Source organism: Acinetobacter sp. NyZ410 (assembly GCF_022828975.1).
GTDB classification, from domain to species: domain Bacteria; phylum Pseudomonadota; class Gammaproteobacteria; order Pseudomonadales; family Moraxellaceae; genus Acinetobacter; species Acinetobacter guillouiae.
This window is the reverse complement of the sequence record NZ_CP094620.1, coordinates 2373799-2399948: the sequence shown is the minus strand read 5'-3', so window position 1 is coordinate 2399948 and position 26150 is coordinate 2373799. Positions and strand designations below refer to the sequence as shown.

General features: G+C 37.5%; 25 protein-coding genes. 14 read left to right on the top strand and 11 right to left on the bottom strand.

Annotation, left to right across the window (positions count from 1 at the left end):
* The first annotated feature begins 518 nt into the window (after window positions 1-518).
* Window positions 519-1442: a metal-dependent hydrolase gene (locus tag MTO68_RS11300; protein WP_244015918.1), complete on the top strand. Its 924-nt coding sequence runs from the start codon at window positions 519-521 to the stop codon at window positions 1440-1442.
* A 164-nt stretch (window positions 1443-1606) separates the two neighbouring features.
* Here MTO68_RS11300 and fumC read toward each other — a convergent pair whose 3' ends face one another.
* The gene (fumC, locus tag MTO68_RS11295) at window positions 1607-3001 is read right to left on the bottom strand and encodes a class II fumarate hydratase (protein WP_004821410.1); all 1395 of its coding nucleotides are present in this window, start codon (window positions 2999-3001) and stop codon (window positions 1607-1609) included.
* Between the two features lie 156 nt (window positions 3002-3157).
* Window positions 3158-4162: an SDR family NAD(P)-dependent oxidoreductase gene (locus tag MTO68_RS11290; protein ID WP_244015917.1), complete on the bottom strand. Its 1005-nt coding sequence runs from the start codon at window positions 4160-4162 to the stop codon at window positions 3158-3160.
* Between the two features lie 69 nt (window positions 4163-4231).
* Here MTO68_RS11290 and tusD point away from each other — a divergent pair, with 69 nt between their 5' ends.
* The 4 genes from tusD to MTO68_RS11270 all read left to right on the top strand — a co-directional run bounded on the left by tusD (window position 4232) and on the right by MTO68_RS11270 (window position 5712).
* Entirely contained in the window at window positions 4232-4600 is a 369-nt protein-coding gene (gene tusD, locus MTO68_RS11285) for a sulfurtransferase complex subunit TusD (RefSeq protein WP_034610427.1), read from the top strand.
* 43 nt (window positions 4601-4643) lie between these two features.
* A complete protein-coding gene (locus MTO68_RS11280) occupies window positions 4644-4994 on the top strand; it encodes a hypothetical protein (protein ID WP_096734067.1) in 351 nt (116 codons plus the stop codon).
* Window positions 4995-5014: 20 nt separating this feature from the next.
* Window positions 5015-5299 (top strand): DsrH/TusB family sulfur relay protein, encoded by a 285-nt coding sequence (locus MTO68_RS11275; protein ID WP_244015916.1) that lies wholly within the window; start codon window positions 5015-5017, stop codon window positions 5297-5299.
* Between the two features lie 101 nt (window positions 5300-5400).
* Window positions 5401-5712: a TusE/DsrC/DsvC family sulfur relay protein gene (locus MTO68_RS11270; protein WP_244015915.1), complete on the top strand. Its 312-nt coding sequence runs from the start codon at window positions 5401-5403 to the stop codon at window positions 5710-5712.
* Window positions 5713-5801: 89 nt separating this feature from the next.
* Here MTO68_RS11270 and MTO68_RS11265 read toward each other — a convergent pair whose 3' ends face one another.
* From MTO68_RS11265 to MTO68_RS11255, 3 genes are all read right to left on the bottom strand, one after another.
* A complete protein-coding gene (locus MTO68_RS11265) occupies window positions 5802-7100 on the bottom strand; it encodes a reprolysin-like metallopeptidase (protein ID WP_244015914.1) in 1299 nt (432 codons plus the stop codon).
* Between the two features lie 419 nt (window positions 7101-7519).
* A complete protein-coding gene (locus MTO68_RS11260) occupies window positions 7520-7999 on the bottom strand; it encodes a helix-turn-helix domain-containing protein (protein WP_004821399.1) in 480 nt (159 codons plus the stop codon).
* Window positions 8000-8250: 251 nt separating this feature from the next.
* A complete protein-coding gene (locus MTO68_RS11255) occupies window positions 8251-9468 on the bottom strand; it encodes an alkane 1-monooxygenase (RefSeq protein WP_244015913.1) in 1218 nt (405 codons plus the stop codon).
* Between the two features lie 191 nt (window positions 9469-9659).
* Between MTO68_RS11255 and MTO68_RS11250 the strand changes: the two genes are divergently transcribed.
* The gene (locus MTO68_RS11250; RefSeq protein WP_244015912.1) at window positions 9660-10580 is read left to right on the top strand and encodes an AraC family transcriptional regulator; all 921 of its coding nucleotides are present in this window, start codon (window positions 9660-9662) and stop codon (window positions 10578-10580) included.
* Window positions 10581-10696: 116 nt separating this feature from the next.
* Here MTO68_RS11250 and MTO68_RS11245 read toward each other — a convergent pair whose 3' ends face one another.
* The 3 genes from MTO68_RS11245 to MTO68_RS11235 all read right to left on the bottom strand — a co-directional run bounded on the left by MTO68_RS11245 (window position 10697) and on the right by MTO68_RS11235 (window position 13619).
* Window positions 10697-12571, bottom strand: a complete 1875-nt coding sequence (locus MTO68_RS11245) for a SurA N-terminal domain-containing protein (RefSeq protein WP_244015911.1) — start codon at window positions 12569-12571, stop codon at window positions 10697-10699.
* Between the two features lie 129 nt (window positions 12572-12700).
* Window positions 12701-12973: an HU family DNA-binding protein gene (locus tag MTO68_RS11240; protein WP_004720620.1), complete on the bottom strand. Its 273-nt coding sequence runs from the start codon at window positions 12971-12973 to the stop codon at window positions 12701-12703.
* Window positions 12974-13133: 160 nt separating this feature from the next.
* Window positions 13134-13619 (bottom strand): phasin family protein, encoded by a 486-nt coding sequence (locus tag MTO68_RS11235; RefSeq protein WP_004821389.1) that lies wholly within the window; start codon window positions 13617-13619, stop codon window positions 13134-13136.
* A gap of 268 nt (window positions 13620-13887) precedes the next feature.
* Here MTO68_RS11235 and MTO68_RS11230 point away from each other — a divergent pair, with 268 nt between their 5' ends.
* The 8 genes from MTO68_RS11230 to fdx all read left to right on the top strand — a co-directional run bounded on the left by MTO68_RS11230 (window position 13888) and on the right by fdx (window position 20142).
* Window positions 13888-14541, top strand: a complete 654-nt coding sequence (locus MTO68_RS11230; RefSeq protein WP_244015910.1) for a hypothetical protein — start codon at window positions 13888-13890, stop codon at window positions 14539-14541.
* A gap of 150 nt (window positions 14542-14691) precedes the next feature.
* Window positions 14692-15165, top strand: a complete 474-nt coding sequence (locus MTO68_RS11225; RefSeq protein WP_004720625.1) for an Rrf2 family transcriptional regulator — start codon at window positions 14692-14694, stop codon at window positions 15163-15165.
* Between the two features lies 1 nt (window position 15166).
* Window positions 15167-16384, top strand: coding sequence for an IscS subfamily cysteine desulfurase (locus MTO68_RS11220; protein WP_004720627.1), 1218 nt, complete (start codon window positions 15167-15169; stop codon window positions 16382-16384).
* 110 nt (window positions 16385-16494) lie between these two features.
* Complete coding sequence (gene iscU / locus MTO68_RS11215; protein WP_004720629.1) at window positions 16495-16881, top strand: Fe-S cluster assembly scaffold IscU; 387 nt, start codon at window positions 16495-16497, stop codon at window positions 16879-16881.
* Between the two features lie 45 nt (window positions 16882-16926).
* Window positions 16927-17247 (top strand): iron-sulfur cluster assembly protein IscA, encoded by a 321-nt coding sequence (gene iscA, locus MTO68_RS11210; RefSeq protein WP_034610390.1) that lies wholly within the window; start codon window positions 16927-16929, stop codon window positions 17245-17247.
* 100 nt (window positions 17248-17347) lie between these two features.
* The gene (hscB, locus tag MTO68_RS11205) at window positions 17348-17863 is read left to right on the top strand and encodes a Fe-S protein assembly co-chaperone HscB (RefSeq protein ID WP_004720634.1); all 516 of its coding nucleotides are present in this window, start codon (window positions 17348-17350) and stop codon (window positions 17861-17863) included.
* A gap of 65 nt (window positions 17864-17928) precedes the next feature.
* Window positions 17929-19788: a Fe-S protein assembly chaperone HscA gene (hscA, locus tag MTO68_RS11200; RefSeq protein ID WP_244015909.1), complete on the top strand. Its 1860-nt coding sequence runs from the start codon at window positions 17929-17931 to the stop codon at window positions 19786-19788.
* 15 nt (window positions 19789-19803) lie between these two features.
* Window positions 19804-20142: an ISC system 2Fe-2S type ferredoxin gene (gene fdx / locus MTO68_RS11195; protein ID WP_004821379.1), complete on the top strand. Its 339-nt coding sequence runs from the start codon at window positions 19804-19806 to the stop codon at window positions 20140-20142.
* A gap of 101 nt (window positions 20143-20243) precedes the next feature.
* Here fdx and MTO68_RS11190 read toward each other — a convergent pair whose 3' ends face one another.
* The 3 genes from MTO68_RS11190 to mfd all read right to left on the bottom strand — a co-directional run bounded on the left by MTO68_RS11190 (window position 20244) and on the right by mfd (window position 25872).
* Window positions 20244-21692: an adenylate/guanylate cyclase domain-containing protein gene (locus tag MTO68_RS11190; protein WP_004720640.1), complete on the bottom strand. Its 1449-nt coding sequence runs from the start codon at window positions 21690-21692 to the stop codon at window positions 20244-20246.
* Between the two features lie 54 nt (window positions 21693-21746).
* Window positions 21747-22181, bottom strand: a complete 435-nt coding sequence (locus MTO68_RS11185) for an HIT domain-containing protein (protein ID WP_004720642.1) — start codon at window positions 22179-22181, stop codon at window positions 21747-21749.
* 229 nt (window positions 22182-22410) lie between these two features.
* Window positions 22411-25872: a transcription-repair coupling factor gene (gene mfd / locus MTO68_RS11180; RefSeq protein WP_154129758.1), complete on the bottom strand. Its 3462-nt coding sequence runs from the start codon at window positions 25870-25872 to the stop codon at window positions 22411-22413.
* Window positions 25873-26150 lie beyond the last annotated feature (278 nt).

Below are 26150 nucleotides of genomic sequence, written 5' to 3'. Positions count from 1 at the left end.
TAATTTTTATTGAAAAATAAAATTAAAAATTGTTAATAAAATTGATAAAACCAACAGCAACCCTAGGTTTCATTAAATTATAAGTATCTTATATATAAGCAAAAGTAAATATTACAACCCAAAAACAATGCAGAACTTATAAAATAAAACTTAGTAAAATCATCAATATAAACCAATCAATAATTCGTGAATTATCTTTTTTTTGTTGAACAATCGCTGAATTCAAATCTCAGTATTGCAATATAGAAATTTGATATTTCTATAGCTGATTCAACCTATTAAAATTATTTTTATATCATCTAATCCACATTGATTTTCACGTCTTTATTTTCTGGATTTTTAAATTAAGAAATAACAATATCAATAACTTAAAAAAATAATATTAAATTTCTAAAGCAATATTTTCTACTCAAAAGAGTAAAAATCACAAAAAAAGTGTCCTCAAAGGATATGGTCGCTAATTATTCTAAATGGTAAAAACTTTTAATCGCTTAACAGTTTCATGTTGGATAACCACAATGATCACGGAAAGTCATCAAATTAAAGCAAGAAAAGTATATTTCGATTTTTCTGAGTCTTCTGTATGTTGGATGCCAGATGATCCACTCTGTTCACATATCGCCAATGGTATCAATATGCTTTTGCCTGCGGGCGAGTTTTGGTTCTGTCGAGTATTTAATAAAACCCTTCCACATATTAGCGATGAAAAATTAAAACAAGACGTTATTGGCTTTGTCCGTCAAGAAGCTGCACATGCACGCGCACATGAAAAAGTACAAGACTTTTTAAGAGAAAATGGCTATGACATACAAGAACCATTAAATCGTGCCCATCTTGTTTTCAACATTCTATTAGGTGACAAACCATTAGGAATCCCTTTTTTAAAAGGGAAAAAATTTGACGAATATTGGTTAATCTTTCGTGTAGGTGTTATTGCAGCGATCGAGCACTTTACAGGTACAATTGGGCAATGGACACTTGATAGCAAATCTTGGGATAAAGCAGATCCAGCTATGGCTGATTTATTCCGCTGGCATCTCGCGGAAGAAGTTGAACATCGTTGTGTCGCTTATGATTTGTTTGAGCATTTATTACAACAAAAGCTAGGTTTTTATGTTTCCAGACAAATCATTATGATGGGAATTTTTCCGCTTTTTATTTACTTCCTCGTTGATTTTGCTCGCAGTCTTGGTCAACAAGATACTGAACATCAGCACATCCAAAAATTAATGCGCCGTGGGTTCTTTGCTTTTATTCGAGAGTTTGAAAAAACTGCAACTAAAACAGATCACCTACCGACCATTAAATACTTATGGAAAGCCACTCTACGTTGGACCTCTCCAAAGTTTAACCCAATTTATGAAGGCGATACTGAGCAGGCTTTAGCCTATATGTCACGTTCACCTGCTGTTCAGTATTTTGAGAAAACGGCGTTCAATTAGAGGGTCATCACATAATAAAAGTGACCATAAGGCTCGGAAGAAACATGGTTAATGCGAGTCCTATAACTCCTCCAAATTCAAAATAAAAAAGCACCTTAAGGTGCTTTTTTAAACGACTGATGCTTTCTCAATAAATCATCAAAAGTATAGTCGCTTATAACTCATTATTTCGCGTTTGGACGTACCATTTTTTCAGGTTGTACCACTTCATCAAACTGTTCAGCCGTGACAAAGCCAAGTTCTATCGCGACTTCTTTTAAAGTCTTATCTTCTTTATAAGCCGTTTTAGCAACTTTAGCAGCATTTTCATAACCAATCACAGGATTCAGTGCTGTTACCAGCATCAATGAATTATGTAAGAAGTAATCAATTTTTTCACGATTTGGCTCAATTCCTACAGCACAGTGTTCGTCGAAGCTGTTACATGCATCGCCAAGCAATTGAATCGACTGAACAAGATTATATGCAATCACAGGCATATAAACATTCAGTTCAAAATTCCCCGCTGCACCTGCAAAATTAATCGTGGTGTCATTCCCCATCACTTGCGCAACCACCATGGTCATTGCTTCACATTGGGTTGGGTTGACTTTACCTGGCATGATGCTTGAACCTGGTTCATTCTCTGGAATACGCAACTCACCCAAACCACAACGTGGTCCACTTGCTAACCAACGTATATCATTGGCAATTTTATTTAAACTTGCAGCTAAGGTTTTCAATGAACCAGAAGCAAATACAGCAGCATCACGACCAGCAAGTGCTTCAAACTTATTTGGATTACTGATAAATGGCAAACCCGTCAGTTTGGCTAATTCTTCCGCTGCTTTGTCTGCATATTCAGGATGCGCATTTAAACCTGTACCAACAGCTGTACCACCAAGTGGTAACTCATAGAGCCACACCAAAGCCTGTTGTAAACGTTTTAGTCCATGATCCAGCTGTGAAACATAGCCACTGAATTCCTGTCCTAATGTAAGTGGTGTTGCATCCTGTAAATGAGTACGGCCAATCTTAACAATATCGTCAAACGCTTCAGATTTGCGATGTAAAGTGTCTCGTAAGCGTTTTACTGCTGGAATAAGCAACTCATTGATTTGTACCGCAGCAGCCACATGAATCGCTGTTGGAAATGAATCATTGGTAGATTGTGCACGATTGACATGATCATTCGGATGCACTGGCTTTTGCGAACCTAATGGATTACCTAATTTTTGATTGGCAATATTGGCAATGACTTCATTACAGTTCATATTACTTTGCGTACCTGAACCTGTTTGCCAAACCACCAAAGGAAATTGTGAATCCCATTTACCTGAAATTACTTCATCGGCAGCATCGACAATGTACTGTGACAGATCATGCGGAATTTGGTTTAAGCTGGCATTGGTTATTGCCGCTGCCTTTTTGACCAGCCCCATCGCTCGAATCATCGGGCGCGGCATATGTTCTGTACCAATTTTAAAGTTTTCTACGCTTCGCTGAGTTTGTGCGCCCCACATTGCTTCGCTTGGGACTTCAACATCGCCCATTGTGTCATGTTCAATACGTGTTTGCATTTTCAACCTCTTCTTTATCCATATCTTATTTTCAAGTTAAAGCTTGTTTTGACAACATCTGCGTAAAAACACCAGCTTCAGCGAAGCGATTATGCTAAACAAATCAACCAAACATGTAAATGATAATTATTTACAATAATCATCTATTCTGGATTTTTATCGATTGTTTAAGGTATTTTGATAAAAACGCCATTCATCTTCAATCATTTGTTTAAGCGAGCGCTGTGCTTTCCATTTTAAAACCTCAAAAGCTTTTTGGCTGGTAGATGCAACCTGATCCAGTTCATCTAATTTATACACCGCATCAATTTGATGGATTTGACTCGCCGTAACCTCTTCGATCAAGTTGATCAGGTTTTGTATCGAACTGACAGGACCTGCAATATCAAAACTTTGATAAACATTGCCCTGCTCATGTAGCCAAAGAATAGTTGATTTAATTGCTTCACATACATCAAGTACATGCACAAAGCTACGCTCAGTCGTTTTATCCGCAGTCTCTGAATTACGTTGTATTTCAATTAGATCACGTTGTTGAGCTGCAACTTGTAAAGCCAAAGGGACAACATTTTTAGGTAGTGGTGCAACAAACTCACCCAAGACGCCATGCTCAAATGCACCGACGACATTTGAAACCCTTAAAATGGCAATTTTCCATTCTTCATCAGTTTTAAAGGTGTCTTTAATGATTTCTTCAATCATTTGCTGAGATTTTATATAAGGATTAGGGTAACTATAATTAAATGCGGTTTGTTCATTCAGTTCTAAACTCGATTGCGCATAAACCATAAGGCTAGAAAGATGTACCAAATTTCTGACACCAGTACGCTGCATCGCGCGTAATAAACTCATAATACAACTGAGATTGTCATTATAATATTCAAGTGGTTTTAGGTTTGACTCTTCAATAGACTTAAAACCCGCACAATGCACAACGGTATCTATTGAATATTGTTCAAATACTTTATTTAAAGCGGGGGTATTACGAATATCAATTTTGACAAAGGTAATATACATTCCTGTAATAAATTCTAAGCGCTCTAAGCATTGCAGATTGGCATTGGCTAGATTATCCACAATGACGACCGCTTGCCCTTGAGCTAGCAAACTTAAAACCACATGCGAGCCTATAAAGCCTAAACCACCAGTCACTAAAATCATTGTATACTACCTATCATTATCAAGTTTGAATGTTGCAAACTGTCCATTCTCCAAGTGAATCGCCATCAAATGAGTACTTTATTACTAATCACTGCAGCACCGACTTCAATCCATGCATGGCATGCATTGGGTTTAGCTCAATCTCTGCAAGCTGAAGATCAAGAATTTCGTGTTTTCTTTTATCAAGATGGTGTACAAGTTGCGAACAACTTGCAATGGGTTCCTGACGATCAACGTAATTTATCTGTAGAATGGCAAAAACTCTCAATTCGACTTCCTGTCTGTGTGAGTGCTGCATTAGCGCGGGGGATAACAGATCAAGAGAATGCCAAACGTCACCAAATTCCAGCCGATAATCTTGCAAAAGGCTTTGAACTTGTGGGTTTAGGCGAACTTGCAGATGCTGTTCAATCTACAGATCGTATCATTCAATTCTAAGTTGATCATCCCATTAGCGTGTTGCATTTAAAAGGTAATTTGTGTGAATACTGTGCTCGTTGTGATAACCCAAGCAAATTTAAATACATTGCAGGTACATGAAAGTTTGTCAGCAACCATGGTGCTTGCAACTTTTGGCAGTAAAGTCAAAGTGTTACTTAAAGACGCTGGATTAAGCCTACTTAAATCAGAAATGGCTTTTAGCCAATTAAATCACGTATTTAAGCTTGCTTCAAATCTGGTCGATAGCTTTGAATTCTATGATTTAACACCAGTTTTAGTAGAAAATATGAATAAATCATCGACTTTTGTTACTCAATCACAACAAGAGTTGGAATTTGTAGAACTGAATGCTGAATTTATTCAGTCTTTTGATCATGTGTTGTATTGGTAAGCTGTGGATGGAAAGTTTAAATGTCAGATAAAACGCTTTATTTAATTCAATCTTCTTTTATACATACAGACCATATATTGAATCAGTTGGATCAACTCTACGGTTCTCATGATCACATTGTTTTAATGGGTGATGCGGTATTGTTTGCAGCAGATCAGCGCTTAACAAACAGACAGAATCTTTATCTTCTTGAAAATGATGCTGAGATTTTATCAGAATCCATTCCTGAAAATTTTAAATCAATTTCTTACCCACAATTTGCACAGCTAGTTTTAGACTTTAGCCGTTGTATCAGTTTAAAATAGTCAGTTAGGTTGTAAATTTATTTCGATTTTTTAAAAATCAATCTTTGATGTTTTGTTGATCAAAAGTTACATTGTTTCTGTTGTTTTGTTTAGGCGGTTTTATGAGTTTAGAATTAGACCAAGACGGTCACTTAGTTGATTATACGGTTTGGAATGAACAGGTTGCTCAAGAGCTGGCACAGAGTTTAGAACTCGAGCTTACACCTTGGCATTTCGAAGTTTTATATGCAGTACGTCAATTTTATACCCAGTTTGGCCACTCTCCTGCAACTCGTCCACTGATTAAATTTTTAATGAAAACGATCAACCCAGCAATTGATAATGCTGTTTTACAAGACAAGTTTAATACAGGACTGGTTGCCCGCCATTTAAGCCGTTTGGCGGGTATCCCTAAACCTGCAAATTGTTTGTGATCAGTTCGTAAATATTAATTCGTTTAACTTAATATGAGATCAACCCCATCAATATAGCGAGTAAATATCTAAACTGGCTATAGCGTAAATTATTTCACTTTCTTCCTGAGAAAATCCCATTGGTATTTAAAAAAATATTTTAATGTTTGATTTGGATTGACTGCAGTTTTATTTTTTAAATTTACGCCATCCGAATGATCATAATCTAAAAAATTAGCTGTAGTACCCTGTATAAATTGAAAGCTCGATCCTTTGGCTGTAATTTTCTGTGATTCAAACAAATGATCTAATCCAAAACGATGCCCTAATTCATGTACCACGACTTGATTAAATATATTTTGAGGACAGTTAAATAAGGTAACGCTGTCACCACCAGCACCAACTGCATTCTTTATCTCTACAGTTGTTACGAAAACATAATTTTTAGTCGCTAAGTTTTTATCTTGATATTTTTTATAAAACTTACTTAAGTCACTTAAAAAATAACCCGTGTCATTTATATTTAATTTATTCAAAGATATATTAACATCATCGTCTTTGCTACGATATTTGTTTAAATCAAATGTTGGGGCATTTTTTATTTCTACATTAATTAAAGCTTGGTTAAATGAGTTATGCTTCAAAAAATTTTCATAATCATGTGAACGGCTTGGTTTTTTTCCATCAGTTATAACGTCTACAAAGATAACCGATATAGTAGGAATCACGGCATTATGATAAAGCATTAGCTTCCCAACTTTCTCTTGGGTCTCTCCTTTTATTGCTGTTACAATGATTTCTTCATGTTTTTGCAAAGCACCTGTGCATTTAATATTCACTATTTCTGAAGCTAAATAATAAATCTCTTCTTCTCTTTTAGTATCTTCGCCTAAATCTCGGGTCATTTTTTTGGCGTAAATAAAATCTTCGACACTGAACTCTGCTGGTTCAATAATAATATTCGGATTTGAAACTTCAAACTTAATCTTTGTTCCATCATTTTTTAATGAAAAATTATTTTCTGAATCTAATAGTCTCAACTCTAAATTAAGCCTAACCCCTTGATTGACAGGATTAGAACTATTGCTATCCCCTTGTGAGCTTGGGTAAATTGCTAACCATGCAGGGATATATTCTGTGCCAAATGGGCTAATTTTGGTAATTTGGTCTTGGGTATATGTCGCTTTTAATGATTGTATCGAACCACTGACTAAAGCAACTTTGTTTCCAAATTTTGTTGTTGCATTCGGTCTATAGTTGGTTAATTTTTTAAAGTATTCTGGTCTGTACCAATCAAAACCATAACTTCCATCATATATGTTATCTTCACATCTTCGAAAATGAATCGTAAACTTCTGTAGGCACGTATCACAAGTACTTCCGACTGTTGGGCTTGAACCAATTCCCATTCGATTACTCCATATTGAATATTTTATAAATTATTAAAATTTTGCATCAGTTAAATAAGTATATAAAAGTGAATGACTTGATCAAAATTATCTGTTTAAAAAATCGCTCTATTCTTTATCAAGCAATAATCCTTATTTTCTAAACTAAGATTACAGTTACTGTTTTTCATACTTTTACTTATTAATTTAAATTATATATTTTTTAAATTGAACAATCACATATTTTATATCTTGTTAACAAAAATCAAAAACAATATCAGTAATTAAAAGTTCAAATTACTTGCAACGCTTCATCTAAACATTTTCACCAACACTAAAGATAATGAGTGCACATGTCTTTATATTTTTATGATATTTACCAACAACTTAATCTAAAATTAGTTCATGATAAATATCGAAAATCATCTAGGGAATAGCAATCAAGCTAATTTTTTCTGCGCTAAGTATTGGAAAAACGCAGAGCTAACGATTGGCTTCACCTGTCTTGCATTCACCGCCTGCTGACATTCTGAGCATACCAATATCGGAGTAAACTCATGACCACAAACGGTATGTTGATACACCATAGGTGCACCCAGCCCCTCATCCATCCACTTATCCGCCCATGCCACCATGGTTAATAAAATAGGATATAGATCTAAGCCCTTTTCAGTTAAGCGATATTCATAACGCTCTTGTCGATCGACATAAGCCACTTTAACCAGTATTTCATGCTCAACCAAACGTTTTAGCCGTTCAGACAATACATGTCTTGTCACACCTAAATTTTCTTGAAAATCATCAAAACGACGTAAACCCATAAAAGCATTACGTAAAATAAGCATGGTCCATCGATCACCCAATACAGATAATGTACGCGCAATTGAACACGGTTGATTGCCTATTTCTTCCCATTTCATACGAAGTTCCAAATTACATTTGTAAATTTAAAATACTAATTAGTGAATACTATGAAATAAACAGAAAAAGAAAGATAGTATTTCAGGGATTTTTTTTATATTCATTAAAATTGAGTGACAAGTGCTTATGCTTTAACAAGGATGACTCACAACTAAAAGTAGCGTTAGTCAACATTTAAAAATGCTGGAATATTTTTAATGCTCAAAAACAATAAAAGCCCAATTCTGGGCTTTTATCTTAAAATTAAATTTTACTTATTCAATAACTTGTCCACGACACCAAATTTTTTGAAAATGCTTGCTCGGCGTTTTGGATAAATACTGGCCTTATTTAAATCACCTTTGTAATGATCAAATACACGCTTATCCATAATTTTAAACCACCACGACGGGATCATCGCTGGCAACAGCATACTTGCATAACCGCTTGGTAATTCAGGTGCTTCATCAAAGTGACGTAACGCTTGGAATGGGCGTGTCGGAAAGGCATGATGATCTGAATGACGTTGTAACTGATATAAGAATAAATTCGTTACGATGTTGTTATTGTTCCAACTATGCTCAGGCATTGTGCGTTCATATTTGCCATTTTCATCTTTTTGGCGCAACAAACCATAATGCTCAATATAATTGATGATCTCAAACAACGTAATACTATAAGCTGACTGGGTTGCCAAATAAGGCAAAATACCTTTACCAAATAACCCGACCATAGATGAATGGAATGCTGCGGTCATTGTCCAGCCTTGCAATAACTCATTATCTTTAGACCAGAATCCAAGACCCTTACGTTTAAGACGGTTGGTTTCAATTTCAATCGCTGATTTAAATGAACCAATGACGGTACGTGGTAAAAACTCATAGAGCGTTTCACCCATTTGCGATGAGGCTGGATCTTCAGGCGTTGCAGCGCGTTTATGGTGTCCATAAGGATGTTCGATACGGAAATGGTTATAACCTGATGGAACCAATGCCAAATGCGATAAAATATGGTCCATACGGTCATGCTTATGGCTTAACTCATGTGCTGTGTTAATGGCAATACCATTAATTGCACCCATTGAGATACCAAGCAAAATCTTATCTAAAAGAGATGTTTGTTTACGTCCCACCAAATAACAAGCATATACATTGGCAACATATTGAATCGGAATAAAGGATTTGACCAAACGTGAATAATACGGATCTTGCTCAAGTAATTTTACATCTTCACTGGTCGGATTGTTTTTATCCTTACCGATCAATGAATCTATGGCTGGAATAATCACATGCAGTACCAGTGGCCCACCCAATGCAAAAACTTTTTTCAGTGGCTTAGGTGCAACATGATATCCCGCTAAGATTCCTAACCCAATCACTGGAAGTGATGGGCTAATCATCCAAAGATAACGCTTTTTATCAAGTGCCAAACCTGACTTTGGTTTTAATTGTTGCAATTGCTGCTCTGTCAGTTGAACTGGTGCATTCATGGCTATATCTTCCCTATCTTTCTACTTAGTTATATATTTATGTAAAATTCAACTTAAAGACAGTTGTAAGCGTCCATAAAACCTATGAAAAAGTCTTTGGCATCTTCAACATAGAGTTTGTCCTTTGCGCACATGTTTTAATAGCATGAAACATTTTTATTATTTGAGAACAGGAAATTTGAACTGAATCTATGGATGCTTTAAGTAAAATTTTTGATGATATTCATCTCAACCATTCAGAATATATTTACCTTCAAGCTCAAGGTGATTGGTCGTTTCAGAGTCCAAAACAAGATGCCGTGATCGCGCATATTGTTCTGTATGGAAATGCTTATTTAGAATTTTCACCCAAAATGACTGCTGCACTACAAACCGGCGATATGTTTTTAATTCCAGCAGGATTAGCACACACGGTAAAAAATCATTTAGACACGCAGTTAGTTGAAAGCCTCAATATAGAATCACTATTTGATGGATTAAGACAAGACGCAATTGAATTTGGTCAAGGAAGCTCAGAAAAGACCCTTATCCTTTCTGTACGATGCCATATGAATGCAATCATGGCTCGTCCATTGATCAATGCACTGCCACCATATTTGCATATACAAAATGCCTTAAGTGATGAGGCACCTGAATGGCTTAAAATTGGATTATATTTTGTTTCTGCTGAAACCCGTAGAACCATGGCAGGTAAAAATAAAATTATGGACCACGTCGTCAGTATTTTGATGATTGAGTGTGTACGTGACTATATTGAGCAAATGCAAGATCACAATAACTGGTTAAATGCCCTTGTACATCCTGAACTTTCAAATGCACTTGCAGCCATTCACAGTCGTCCAGAACAAAGCTGGACCGTAGAAAGCTTAGCTGAAACCTGTTGTATGTCGCGTTCTAAATTTGCCAGCTTATTTAATCAAATTATTGGGGAAACACCTTTAGCCTACTTGCAACAACATCGCTTACGTCTTGCCAGCCAGCTAATCAAACAGGGACAACTGCCTATTCAGCAGATTGCACACCAAGTGGGATATTCATCTGAAACTGCATTTAGTCAGGCATTTAAGAAACAATTTGAACTTAGCCCAAGCCAATATCGCAATCAGATCTAAAAAAGATTAGAGACATCCGCTAATCACATCTTAGTGATATAGCTTCTGTACTCACGATATATTCCATTTCACATAAAAAAAGCGCCGAGGCGCTTTTTTTAATCCGAGAAGATCAATTATTTAATTTTTGCTTGAGCTTTTAAATAACGCGAATAATCATCTAATAATTGTTCACCACGGAACTTCTGATACATTTGCGTAAGTTGCTGAACTTCAGCTGGATCCATCTGAGCAGTATCTACTTTTTTCACATTCGCTACAGCCACAACAACTAACTCATTTGGCAGCTTGGCAGTGCTGACAGACCACATGCCTGCTTTAGGTACTGGCTGGCTAAAGGCAACGCGCTCAATCTCACGCTTAAGGCCTTTTGAACGTGTGAATGTTCCCGCATGGACAAAATTAGACTGATATTTCGCAGTAACCTCTTGAGCCGGCAATTTTTTGAAATCTGCAATCATGGCATTTAATTTTGCATGGGCAGCATCAAACGCTTTTTGTTCAATCAATTGTGCTTTTACACGCGCAGTTGCTTGCGCTAAAGGCTGTACACCTGCTGGATGATACTTACGAACTTTAACCCAGACAACATCACCATTGGCTGTTTGGATATTACTTGAAGCCGTCGTATTTCCGCTTTTCACATCGTCATTAAACAGTTTAGATTTAACAGCAGGATCAGCAAGAACTGGATTGGTTGTCGTTAAATTCACATTATTTGCAGATTGAACTTGAACAGTCTTCACTGCTTGTGAAACCACATCCAATGCATCACTGTTAACCACTTGCTCATTTAAACTATTTACAGTGTCTGAGAAATAGTTGGCTGATTTATTCTTTAAAACCTCAGCAGTCAATTCAGCTTTTTTCGACTCAAATGATGGCACTGAATCTACTGGTGTATTCACTTCAATCAAATGATAACCGAATTGAGTTTTAACAGGCTTAGACACTTGACCATTGCTTGTTGAGTTCACAGCTTTATCAAAATCATCACCAAAAGCACCTGGTGCATAGGCAGCAAGTGCACCACCTTTCGCTTTAGAATCAGGGTCTTCTGAATATTGCGCAGCAGCTTGAGCAAATGACGTACCTGCCTGAATTTTTGCATACACTTCATTTGCAAGTGCAGCAGCTTGCTCAGGCGTACGAGAATCAGTCGTGATCAAAATATGTTTAACATCACGCTTCAAACTTTGCTTATATTTTTCTACAAACTGAGTATAAGCTTGTTGTAATTCAGCATCAGTCACTGCCGCATTTGGCTGTGTCAATATCGCTGGGCTGAGCACCACATAGTCCACATCCACTGAAGCAACTTGTTTAAACTTATTTTGATGCTTGTTGTAATAATCCGCAATTTCCTGATTGGTCACTTTAACATTGGCTTTATAGTCATCAAGTTTAACGCTTGATAAGAATAATTCACGTTGTTCAGATTGCAAATTGGCAATTTGCTGGATATCCAATTTACTGATCAGTGCATTATCCGAAATTGTAGAGCTCAAAATGCTTAAGGCAAAATCTTGGCGAATATTTTGGATAAATGCTTGGCTAGTTAAACCCTGTGAACGTAAATAGTTTGCATATAGTGTATTTGAAAATTTACCATTTTCCTGAAAAGCAGGAATTTGTGCAATTTTCTGTTCAATTTGAGCATCGCTCAAAGTCACACCTAACTTATCAGCTTGTTGTCTTAAAAGACTTTGGCTAATTAGGTAATCAAGTGCTTTATTTGCAATAAATTCTTTGTTCAATAAAGACTCATCCCCATGTATAGCAGGATTTGCCAATAATTGATCTGTATAGCCTTTTGTAACCGTTTCTAACTCTTTTTTAGAAATATCTTGACCATTAACAGTTTTAGCTACGTCTGCTTTTTGCCCACCGCTGAAATAGCCTTCAATACCAACCACAGCAAATGGCGCTAAAAATAACACAAGGAGAACTTTACCAAACCAGCCCCTTATGAGAGTGCGAAACGATTCCATGAGTATTCCAATATTATATTTCGTAAGGATTCTAACTGAAATTGTGAAATGAATGAACGAGCAATCACTGATAATTTAATATATTTCATAAAAAACGCGCCACAAAGGCGCGCTTTTAACAAGCTCAGATTAAGCTACTGAGTCTTTTAAGCCTTTACCAGCTTTAAAGCTAGGTACTTTGCTTGCTTTAATCTGAAGCTCTTCACCAGTTTTAGGGTTACGACCAGTACGAGCAGCACGGTCTTTAACACTGAATGTGCCAAAGCCGACTAAAGTCACTGTGTCGCCTTTTTTAAGCGCTTCACCAATTGAAGCAATAGTCGCATCTAATGCTTTACCAGCATCGGACTTTGACAATCCCCCTTTTTCTGCAATCGCATCGATTAATTCTGATTTATTCATGAAGATTACGTCCTCTTATATCGTTTGTTTAAGTTCCAAGGCTGTAGATCAAAGGCCATGACGACTTTATAGCAATGCTTTGGGGGGAAACGCAAGACTCCAAACACGCTTTTCACAAAAATTACGACTAAAATTTACGATTTTTTTGGATTAATGGTAATTATTTCATTTTTTTTAGCAATTGGTCGCGTAAGTTCTGGTTCTCTTCAGCCAATGCATCGACCTTATTGTGGAGTTGCAGGATCAAGTTTTCCAAATGCTGAAGATCTTTAGCAGTCACTAAACCAATTCTGTTTAATGAATGATTTACACGCTGATCTAAAAGTTTTTCAACCTTGTCTTTGGTTTCTGCAACTGACTCTTTGGTTTTTTCAGTGACTTTATTGACTGTCTGATCTGTGACTTCAACTGTCTTGGATTCAAGCTCCTCACCCACCTTGACTAAAGAATCAAAGAGTTTATTGCCTTCTTCTTCGGCTCTGGAGAATGCTCCCAACCCTGCCAACCAGATTTGTTTTGTATATTTTCTGAAATCTAATGCTGACTTTTTATGATTTCTAGGCTTTATTTGAGATTCATCAAATTCATTTTGATCTTCATAAAGATCCGTTTGTTCTTTGTTGCTCTTTTTCATATCTTGCTCCATTTACCCCAAACTCCAGCGTGTAATGACCTATATGACCAAATTATGTAGAAAATATTGCTATATTATCAAATAAAACTATTGAACCTTTTGCTAAACTGTTCTACAAAGCAAAGTAATTGTTTTAATGTTAAGGAACACTTGGCAATTCGACAATGGTTATTAAGATAATTTTTATATCATTGTTGAAATATTGTGTTTCCAGTCATGGATGAGATTGTTTCAAATTTATTTAGAGATCGGACTCTCTGTTTTGCTATAGGAATTTTTTATGAATGAATCGCAACAAAAGCAAGGTCATTCTCGTTTGTTGCTAAACATTGTCATGATTATATTGGAAACCATTTATTCTTTCGTATTAAAACATGATCGTGTTGTTCGCTTACAGGCAAAAAAATTCGTCGGACAGCAGATTACAATTAAAATGAATAGTTATATTCCTTATTTTGACTTTTATGTTCAATTTACAGATCGTGGTATTCTTTTTGATTTACAGCCTCCAGAAAAAGCCATTGACCTTTCTGTGAGTAGCACACTCATCGATTTCATCCAAATTTTTGTCTTTGCTAATCGTCGTAGCATGAAAAAAATGCGTCTGGAAGGCGATAACCTGCTCAAGGAACAGTTCCGTGATCTAGTTGTACACTTAACTGCCCCTAAATTGCTTTCAGACTGGAAGCAATGGTTAACCAATCCAGATGATGACAGCCAGACAAAAGCATCAAAAAAACGCATTGCCCCTTTGCTTGAAAAGATTGATCAGCAACGCTCTAAGATCAACACACTCCAAGTTGAAGTGAAACAATATCAAAATCGTGTTAAACGCTTGCAGCTCAATCAACAACGTTTATATACGGCTTTAGGCGTATTGGGCTTTCTATTTATGGCATTAGTCGTGTATAATATTTGGCAAATATTTTCATAAAATTTGAACAAAAATTGAAATTTTCCAGTAATTTTTGTTCAAATAATAAATTCTGACTAAATTAGTCAGAATTAAACTTAAAAATACTTGACTATTTTAGTCAGGATTCATAAAATTCATACATCTAGTCTAAAACATGTGTATCGAATCATGCGCCTAACTACTCGCGGTCGCTATGCAGTGACTGCACTACTTGACTTAGCATTGCAGCCACCTGAACAAACGATTACGCTTGCAGAAATTGCAACCCGCCAAACGATATCTGTCGCTTATCTTGAACAATTGTTCGCTAAACTTAAACGTCATGGCTTAGTTTCAAGTGTTCGTGGAGCAAATGGCGGTTACCACTTAGCGCGCCATGCTGAAGAAATTACTGTCTTAGAAATTATTGAAGCTGTAAATGAAACCGTTGATGCGACTCGTTGTGACCACAAAGGCAACTGCCAAAATGGTGCAATGTGTTTAACTCACGATTTATGGCAAGAACTCTCTCTCCATATTGCCGATTATTTAGCTAAAATCACCCTTGCGGATTTAGTAGCTCGTGACAACGTACAAACCGTTGCGGTTCGCCAAAATTCAGCACCTCTTGATTCAGCCCTTTTATCGGTTACAGGTATTTGACATGAAACGTCCGATTTATCTTGACTATGCAGCAACTACGCCTGTTGATCCTCAAGTAGCAGAACGCATGATGGAGTGTTTAACCTTTGATGGTACATTCGGTAATGCTGCTTCTCGCTCACATGCTTATGGATGGCAAGCTGAAGAAAAAGTTGAATATGCACGTGAACAAGTCGCAAATTTAGTAAAAGCTGATCCACGCGAAATTGTCTGGACTTCTGGTGCTACTGAATCTGATAACCTTGCCCTTAAAGGTGTTGCTCAGTTTTACGGTTCTAAACGCAAACACATCATCACAAGTAAAATTGAACATAAAGCAATTTTAGATACTTGTCGTGAATTAGAAGAAGAAGGTTTTGAGATTACCTATCTTGAACCTGAACCTAAAACTGGTTTAATTACCCCAGAAATGGTTCAAGCTGAACTTCGTCCAGATACGCTACTTGTTTCATTGATGATGGTGAACAATGAAATTGGTACTGTGACAGATGTTGCTGCAATTGGTGAGTTAACACGTGCCAATAAAACCTATTTCCATGTAGATGCTGCACAAGCTGCGGGTAAAGTTGAAATCGATCTTTCTACCATGAAAGTTGATTTGATGAGCTTCTCAGGTCATAAGGTTTATGGACCTAAAGGCATTGGTGCTTTATTTGTACGCCGTAGCCCACGTGTTCGTATCAAAGCACAAATTCATGGCGGTGGTCATGAACGTGGTATGCGCTCAGGTACACTTGCAACCCATCAAATCGTCGGTATGGGTGAAGCATTTGAACTTGCTGGCAAATCTTTACAAGCTGAACAAACACGTTTACGTGTACTCCGTGACAAACTCTGGAACGGTTTACAAGATTTAGAACAAGTCTTCTTAAATGGCCACCCTGTATACAATGTTGCAAACTACTTAAATGTTAGCTTCAACTTTGTTGAAGGTGAATCATTGATGATGGCGTTAAAAGATGCTGCTGTATCTTCTGGTTCAGCATGTACATCTGCAACACTTGAACCTTCTTACGTACTTCGTGCCCTCGGTCTTTCTGACGAGTTAGCACATAGTTCAATTCGTTTTAGCTTTGGTCACTATACGACTGAAGAAGACATTGATCATGTAATTAAGATTACTAAAGCTGCTGTTGAGAAATTGCGTGAGCTTTCTCCGCTTTGGGATATGTACAAAGAAGGGATCGACTTAAATTCAGTTGAATGGGCTGAACACTAAGTTCCTTGAAATCAAAACGCGGCATTTTATTGAAAATCAGTAAAATGCCACCAAATTAGATTGTAGAAATACATATTATCAACGCTGACCCCGAGGTTTGGAGAAGCAACATGGCTTATAGCGAAAAAGTAATAGATCATTACGAAAATCCTCGTAATGTTGGTGTGTTGGATAAAAATGCAGAAAATGTTGGTACAGGTATGGTCGGTGCACCTGCATGTGGCGATGTAATGCGTTTACAAATCCAAGTGAATGACAGTGGTGTAATTGAAGAAGCTCGCTTTAAGACTTATGGCTGTGGCTCTGCAATTGCGTCTAGTTCACTCGTAACCGAATGGTTAAAAGGTAAAACGCTTGACGAAGCACAGGCGATTAAGAATATCGACATCGCAACTGAACTTGCACTTCCTCCTGTAAAAGTACACTGTTCTGTACTTGCAGAAGATGCAATTAAAGCTGCTGTTGAAGATTACCGTAGCAAGAAAACTAAAGCCTAATATCTGTTCGTCAAATTTAGCAGATGATTTTTTAACGGAGTTTTCATGATCAATCTAACTGAAAATGCTGCAACTCATATCAGCAATTACTTAAAGAATCGCGGTAAGGGTGAAGGTATTCGTCTTGGTGTGAAAACTTCAGGCTGTTCTGGCTTAGCTTATGTACTTGAGTTTGTTGATGATATCGACACTCACGATCAAATGTTCGAGCAGTTTGGTGTAAAAGTTTTTGTAGATCCAAAAAGTTTGGTTTATCTCGATGGTATGGAAATGGACTATGTTAAAAATGGTCTCAATGAAGGCTTCGAGTTCAATAACCCAAATAAAAAAGGTGAATGTGGCTGTGGTGAATCTTTCACTGTATAATCTGCCCTGCTTTTTCTCATGTTAAAACAGTGTCTTGCACTGTTTTAATCACATTTAATTACACCGTTTTCCTGTAAAACATCGTGGATGAGTATCTCCCATGAGTCATTTTGAGTTGTTCGATCTCCCGGAAGCACTCGATATTGATTTAGCGACATTAAAAGCTAATTTCCTAAAACTACAACAGCAATATCATCCTGATAAAGCTGAAGATAAAGACAAAGCTTTGATTAAATCAAGTGAAATTAATCAGGCATATAAAGCTTTATCCAATGTAGACAGTCGTGCTGCTTATCTACTCTCACTCAAAAAGCAAGATCATCACTTAGATCAATCAATTAGTGATTTTGAGTTCTTACAATCTGCTTTAGAAATTCGTGAGCAGCTTGATGAAGCAACCAATACTGAACAATTGCATTCTTTAAAAAAAGAAGTCCAACAATGGATTGATGGCTTAGTTCGTGAATTCAAAATTGATTTTGAGGATGAAGATTGGGCTGAAGCACGTGACACTGTGCGCAAGTTACGATTCTTTCAAAAAGTCATGAATGATATTGATAAAGCCGAAGATCAGCTTTTAGATGATGAAGATTTTAGTTTAGATGATGATTTCTAAATTTTAACTTTCATTATATGTTTTACCCGAATTTGTTTTTAGTTTTTATTTTAAGGATGTGACAAATGGCACTCTTGCAAATTGCTGAACCAGGACAATCAAGTGCGCCACACGAACACCGTATTGCGATTGGTATCGACTTAGGGACAACCCATTCTCTTGTTGCTACGGTATTATCAGGCAAAGCCAAAGTACTGAACGATGAGCAAGGTCGCGTGTTACTTCCTTCTATTGTACATTATTCTAAAAATTCAACCGAATATGGCGATGCAGCAAAACCGTTTATTACTGCTGACCCTAAAAATACCATTGTTTCTGTTAAGCGCTTTATGGGTCGTTCTAAAGCAGATGTTAAATTTCAACACCCTTACACGCTTGCGGGTGCTGACAATGAAATGCCAGCATTTGAAACAGCGCAAGGTCGTAAAACACCCGTAGAAATCTCCGCAGAAATTTTAAAACAACTGAAAGATCGCGCTGAACAAAGCTTAAGCAATCCGGTGAATGGCGCTGTGATTACGGTTCCAGCCTACTTTGATGAAGCACAACGCCAAGCCACACGCGATGCAGCTGAACTCGCGGGTTTAAATATATTACGCCTGCTCAACGAACCTACCGCTGCGGCTGTTGCATATGGCTTGGACCAAGAGAGTAACCTAACAACAGACCGCAACTATGTCATTTATGATTTAGGTGGTGGTACATTTGATGTATCTATTTTGCGTTTTTCTCAAGGTGTGTTTGAAGTTTTAGCCACAGGCGGTCATACCGCACTGGGTGGCGATGACCTAGATCGCCTTATTGTGAAATGGGCAAAAAAACAACTCAATATTGAAACTTTAGATGATGCAGAATATGCACATTTTATCGTTTCTGCGCGTAAAGCCAAAGAAGCACTCAGTGATGCAACCTCTGTTGATATTAAAGTTCTAACACATCATCTCACGCTAGATCGCACAACATTTGAAGAAATCATTCAAGTGGCATTAGATAAGACGATCAATGTGTGTAAACGTGTCATGCGTGATGCAAAACTTGAACTCGATGATATTCAAAATGTAGTTCTTGTTGGTGGCTCAACCCGCTCTTATGCTGTACAGAAAGTCGTGCGTGAAGTATTTAAGCAAGAACCACTTTGTACCATCAATCCTGATGAAGTTGTGGCGATTGGCGCTGCGATCACTGCGAATCAGCTCATTGGAAATTCTAAAGATGGTTCATTACTGTTAGATGTTACCCCGCTGTCACTTGGCCTAGAAACCATGGGCGGTTTGGTTGAACGTTTAATTTCACGTAATACAGCCATTCCTGTTGCACGCCGTCAAGAGTTCACCACCTATCAAGACGGTCAAACCGCCATGCTGATCCATGTCTTGCAAGGCGAACGCGACTTAGTTGAGCATTGCCGCAGCTTAGGTCGTTTTGTATTACATGGTATCCCACCAATGACCGCGGGTCAGGCACGTATTGAAGTCACTTTTCAGGTCGATGCAGATGGCCTGCTTACTGTTTCAGCCAAAGAAACCACATCAGGGGTCAATGCGCAAATCGACATTAAACCCTCTTATGGATTGTCTGAAACCGATACTGAACGTTTGCTTTTAGAAGGTTATAAATTCGCTGAAGAAGATAAAAATCTTCGTCATCTCAATGAAACTAAAGTTGAAGCACAGCGTGAACTTGAAGCCTTAACACAGGCATTAAAGATTGACTCCAATCTGCTCAGTACTGAACAACTGACTGCACTCACCCAAGCCGCTGAAGCTTTAAAAGCTCAGCTTGAAACAAACGATATCAAATCGATTGAGCATGCTGTTGAACAGTTAAAAACTTATAGCGATGCCTTTGCTGCAGAACGTATGAATCAACACATTGATCATGCACTCAAAGGCACCAAGCTTGATGATTGGTCTAACTCAAACTAATTTAAGGTAACGACTATGCCACGTATTAAAGTACTACCTCATGCAACAATTTGTCCAAATGGTGCTGAGTTTGAAGTTGAACCAAACGCCAATCTGTGCCAAAGCTTGCTCGATAATGGTATTAAAATCGAACATGCCTGTGACATGTCTAAAGCATGTACCACTTGCCATGTAATTGTACGTAAAGGCTTTGATGAGCTCGAAGAGATGGATGATGTTGAAGCAGACTTACTTGATCGTGCTTGGGGCTTAGAACCCGATTCGCGTCTATCTTGCCAAGTTAAAATCACAGACGAAGATATGGAAGTTGAAATTCCAAAGTATACAATTAACCACGCTTCTGAAAACCACTAAATTGCTTTTCATGTAGGCAAAAAAACCACTCTTTATGAGTGGTTTTTTAATGTCTTGATAATTTTTAATGGCTTAGGTATTTAATTTAATATTTAAGGATTTTACAAATAATTTGAGTTGACTTCATCTTCAATATTAAGCTTTGCAACGCCTTGAGAGTTAGTAAGTTTTTGCTGAACCTTGATCCGTTCTACCATTTTTTCCAATACTTCAACCAGCTCTGGGTATTCAAAGTTTTGCACTTCTTCTAAATTCAACACCAAGTGGAAGCCTTTATATTCATAATCAAACCATTGTTGATTTTCATTCTTGGTCGCTGAATATTTTTCCATCACTTGCCAAGTGCGCACCTTACCTTGAATCCCTTTTAGCTCAATCGGAGTTTTTGGTGCACAGAGATAATCGTTTTTAATCAGCTTATAGGTTTCATCTGAAACCAAAATTTCATCAATATCCGCAGCATATTGCAAACGCGCTGCTAAATTGGCATCACGCCCCACAATGGTATACGCCATACGATGTACAGCACCGTAGTTTCCAACGTGGCAATAACCGGTACTGACCCCCATACGAATATGTAAAGGTGCATAGCCCATTTTCACCCAACGTTCACGGAGAAATTTCATTTGCTGGCGCATTGCAATGGACATATCAATACAGTTTTTCGCATCCTGCTCCACACCTTGTGAATCAGGATCACCAAAGAAAATCAGGATTGCATCACCCATAAATTTATCAATGGTTGCACCATATTGTTTGGCAATTTCAGTCATATGACTTAAATAGTCATTTAATACAAAGGCCAAATCATCTGGAATCAAAGTTTCTGATAATTCTGTAAATCCTTGAATATCAGAAAAGAAAACTGTCATCTTTTTACGTTTATATTCAATCTTGGCTTCTGTATCACCACGCATGATCGCTTGCCAAAGCTGTAATGGCGCATAACGACTGAGTTGATTTGACAACTCAATATAGCGATTCATTTCATTGAAATAGGTGTTTTTCTTGGTTTCTACACTTTTGATACGGCGATTTTGATAATAATTTCCGATGTTTACAAACAAAATGATGCTAATAAAAGACAGGACTGATAGCTCTGGGCTGGTTTGCTGAAAATAATCATAAAAACCAAAGATAAAAATAATATTGGTATAAAACACAACAAAGGCAACTAAAATTGCCAGAGAGCCCATCATAAATGAAATTTTGTTGTTAATCGCTGTATAGATCAGTGCAAATAACAATACAAAAGTTACCACGAGGCTTAAATGTACAGCAGCCAATGCGGTAGAAACTACGATGACATCAATTAAGAAATAGATGTTTTTCCGAATTTTAGAGCCATATGAATATTCTAGCCAGCGCGATAGCTTAGGGCTAACAATAAAAATAAAGCCTATAAAAAAAGGAACATAAAATTGATAATTTGCAATTGGGGAGGTGAAATAATAAACCATGACCACCAAAGCAATAATCAAATACCCCATAAATCGCTGGAATATCTCAAATTGCTTTGGCTCTTTATCTAACATACGTTCAAATGGCAAAATATTTTACCTCGAATGTCATTTTATTAAACACTTCCCTTGTGCTGTTTACACTTAATCCATACGCCAATCGAATGGCATCTCACCTTGACCACGTAACGCCAACATCAGTGTTTGACGCATGTGAGCTAATACTTCATTGCTATAAGGAACTGCTTGCAGGCCAAATACAGGTTTAGGCCAAGCTACATCATTCTGATAACGAACTACATGATGAAAATGTAATTGCGGAACCATATTTCCAAGTGCAGCGACATTCATTTTATCTGCACGAAAAACACGAGAAAGCTGACTAGACAACCAGCTTGATTCACGTAAAAACTGCTCTTGGTCAGCTTGACTTAGTTCATATAACTCAGTGATACCAGGAACACGTGGAATAAGAATCAACCACGGAAATTGCATATCATTCATTAAACGACATGTTGAAAGCGGAAAATCGCCTACAAAAAAAGTATCTTGAGCAAGTTGTGGATGCAAACTAAACATATCTTTATAAATGACGCAAAATTAAAAGGATGGCTAATACTAACACATCGGTTTTCGTGTGAATATTGGTTATCTTGTGTTTTGGTACAAATAAACACAGTTTGTTTTGAACCTGATCACAATTACACTTTAAAGAATCACAGAATTTTTTCAAGTGATTTACCTGAAAAAATTCATAAGCACTTTTAATCTCAGATTGAGCATTTTTTAAGCTCAAAATCCTGATAAATTAACGCTTTAATTCTGTCAGTAAATTGTTTAACAAATCCTGAATAAACTGAATTCGCTTGTCATTTTCTTCAAGCATCACCATCACTTTTAAACGTTGTCCACCTTCCATACGGAACCATGTTGGATGCTTCTGCATGAGTTGAATAATACTGATCGCTTGTACAGGTGTATCAGGTGAAAATTCAATCACCCCACCATTAGCCCCAATATCAATTTTGGTAATTTCTAAGGCTTCGGCCTTAACCCGAATTTGATGAACACTAAACAGTTGTTTTACTGGTAATGGCGGCACACCAAAGCGATCAATCAGCTCCATACGGATATTGTCAAGTTTATCCTGAGTATCGGTATTACTAATACGTTTATAGAACATAAGACGCTGATGTACATCACCCAAATATTCATCTGGGATCAAAGCAGGCATATGCAGGGTAATTTCAGAAGTAAGTGAAAGTGGTGTATCAAAATTAGGGGTCTTGCCCTGTTGAATTGCTTTGGTCGCTTTGGCTAACATTTCCATATATAGGCTATAACCAATTGCATTCATTGAACCGCTTTGTTGTTCACCCAGTAATTCACCAGCACCACGAATCTCTAAGTCTTCCGTAGCCAGCATAAAACCAGCGCCAAGATTTGAAGCTCTTTGAATGGCATCTAAACGTTTTTCGGCATCACCTTTAAGGCCTTTAATCGATGGCACCATCAAATATGCATAGGCTTGATGATGGGAACGTCCAACACGACCACGTAATTGATGTAATTGTGCTAGGCCGAGTTTGTCTGCACGTTCAATAATAATCGTATTGGCATTGGGAACATCAATCCCCGTTTCAATAATTGTTGAACAGACCAGCACGTTAAATTCTTTGTGATAGAACTGTTGCATGATTTGCTCAAGTTCACGTTCACGCATTTGACCATGCGCAACCGCGACACGCGCTTCAGGTACAAGTTGACGAATATTTTCCGCAGCGCGTTCTATGGTATCTACTTCATTGTGCAAGATATAAACCTGACCACCACGTAACAATTCTCGCAGAATTGCCTCTTTCATGGTTTCATTGGTTTGTTCATTGACAAAAGTTTTGACAGCTAAACGACGTGCAGGCGGTGTAGCAATAATTGAAAGATCACGCATTCCGCCAAAAGCCATATTCAATGTACGAGGAATTGGTGTTGCAGTTAAGGTTAACATATCAACATCTGCACGCATGGCTTTGATACGCTCTTTATCACGTACCCCAAAACGATGTTCTTCATCGACAATCATTAAACCTAAGTTTTTAAACTGCACATTTTCCTGAAGAATTTTATGTGTGCCGATGACAATATCAACTTTACCATCGATTAAATCATCAATGGTTTTGGTATGACTTTTATTGGTTCCAAAACGCGAAAGTACCTCTATACGAATTGGCCAATCGGCAAAGCGATCTTTAAATGATTCAAAATGCTGTTGCGCCAATAAGGTGGTAGGTACTAAGACAGCCACTTGCCTATTATTTTGAACAGCAACAAATGCCGCGCGCATCGCCACTTCCGTTTTACCAAAGCCAACATCACCACAAACCAGTCGATCCATTGGTTTGGCTTGTTGCATATCATATAAGGTCGCTTCGATGGCATTGGCCTGATCCAGTGTTTCCTCATAAGCAAAACCACTGGAAAATTGCATATATGCACTTTGATCCAGCTCAAAGCTAATCCCAGGTTTAGACTGACGGCGTGCTTGAATATGTAGCAATTCAGCTGCCACATCATGAATCTGTTCAAGTGCTTTACGTTTTGCTTTATTCCATGCATCTGTACCCAATTTATGTAATGGCGCTAAATCAGGATCACCACCACTAAAACGGCTAATCAGGTGTAGATTGGTCACAGGAACATACACTTTTGCATCATCTGCATAGTTTAATTGCAGAAACTCATAGTCTTGTTCATCAATATTTAAGGTGACTAAGCCTGCATAACGCCCAACACCATGATCAATATGCACCACTGGCGCACCAATATTGAGTTCCGTCAGACTTCGAATCAGAAACTCTTCTGAAACCTCTTGTTGACGTTTTCTACGGCGCTGTACTACACGGTGTTCATACAGTTGGTTTTCAGAAATAACCGATAGATCATTGCTGATGACCAATCCACGATCCAAAGGCGCATTGGTAATCGCGACAGAGAAATTAGATTGTTGAAATACAGCAAAACTTTCAACAACTGGAATTTCACCTAAACTTGCACGTAAAGCATCTTTTAAAGTTTCACGGCGTCCAGCACTTTCAGCCACCAGTAATACAGGATGATTGGCCTCATCCACATACTGCTTTACTGCTTTAAATGGTTGGTCTTGTTTAGGGTCTACAGGCAATCGTGGTGGTAATTCAACCGACAAATTGATACAGCCTGCTTTTAATTCAATGGCTTCTGTTGAGGCAATAATTCTTGAAAATTGATTTAAATACTCAAACAGTTGATTCGGTTGTATAAAAATTTCTTCAGGTGGTAATAGCGGTTGATCAGCATTATGGCGTCGGTCTTCGTAACGACGCATCACATCTGTCCAAAAACTCAACAATCCTTCGTCAATGTGCTTATCTGTAATGACAATCGCATTGCTTGGTAAGTACGATACCAAACAACTTTGTGTTTGCATGGCTTGCTGTGAAAAGAATAATGGGAAGTAGAAATCTAATCCTGGAGAAGCAATGCCTTCTAACACATCTTGATAAATTGGGTTTTTCTTGGGATTTGCAGTTGGAAAACTTTCTGCATAACGGTCACGAAATGTTGAACGCGCTTCTTTTAACGGAAATTCTTTTGCAGGAAGTACGGTAAAACGCTCTAACTTTGTTGTTGTTCTTTGGGTTTCAGGGTCAAAGAATTTTAAACTGTCTATTTCATCATCAAATAAATCAATACGAATAGGTGCATTTTGCCCAGAAGCATAAATATCCATGATGCTACCACGTACCGCAAACTCACCATGGTCATAAACGGTATCAACCAGATGATAACCCGCCTGAACCAGTTTTAATTTTTGTTGTTCTAATGCAAATTTCTGACCAACGCGTATATCAAAATGCTCACCCAATACCCATGATGTAGGGGCAACACGTTGTGCCAAGGTGGTTGCAGAGACTAATAAAATACCTTTTTGTGGCATATTGGAAAGTATCGACAGTCTTTCAGAGACAATATCTTGGTGCGGAGATAAACGATCATATGGCAATATCTCCCAGTCTGGAAATATTGTTGGTTTTACCCCATAAAATTCTAATTCACTTTCCAACTGTCCCAAGTGCTGATTATTTTTTGCAACCAATACAAAGAGCTGATCCGATTTCTCTGCGATCTCCTTAAACAATAAGGCTGCAGATGAACCGAGCATTGTGCCAATCCAACGTTTTTCGCCTGCTTTCAGTTGTTTTAAATTGAGGTCAGAGATTTCTTGTTTAAACATAATCGCATAGGGTCTAAAAGACATGAGCAATAGTTTAACATGATGACTTTATTCAGTTGAGTGATTTTGTTTATTCTATTTATCTGTGCAGTGACTCAACAGCAGCATTTTCTTCATCAGGATAGAATTCACATCAGCCTCAAGACAAACTCACAGGATCGTAGACCTGTGGAAGCTCTTGCAAATGAATTGAGAATAGTCATTTGTATAACAGAGAAAAAACTAAGCAACATCACACATTATTCTTTGGTGAAATATTCTGATTCCACTAAATGTTA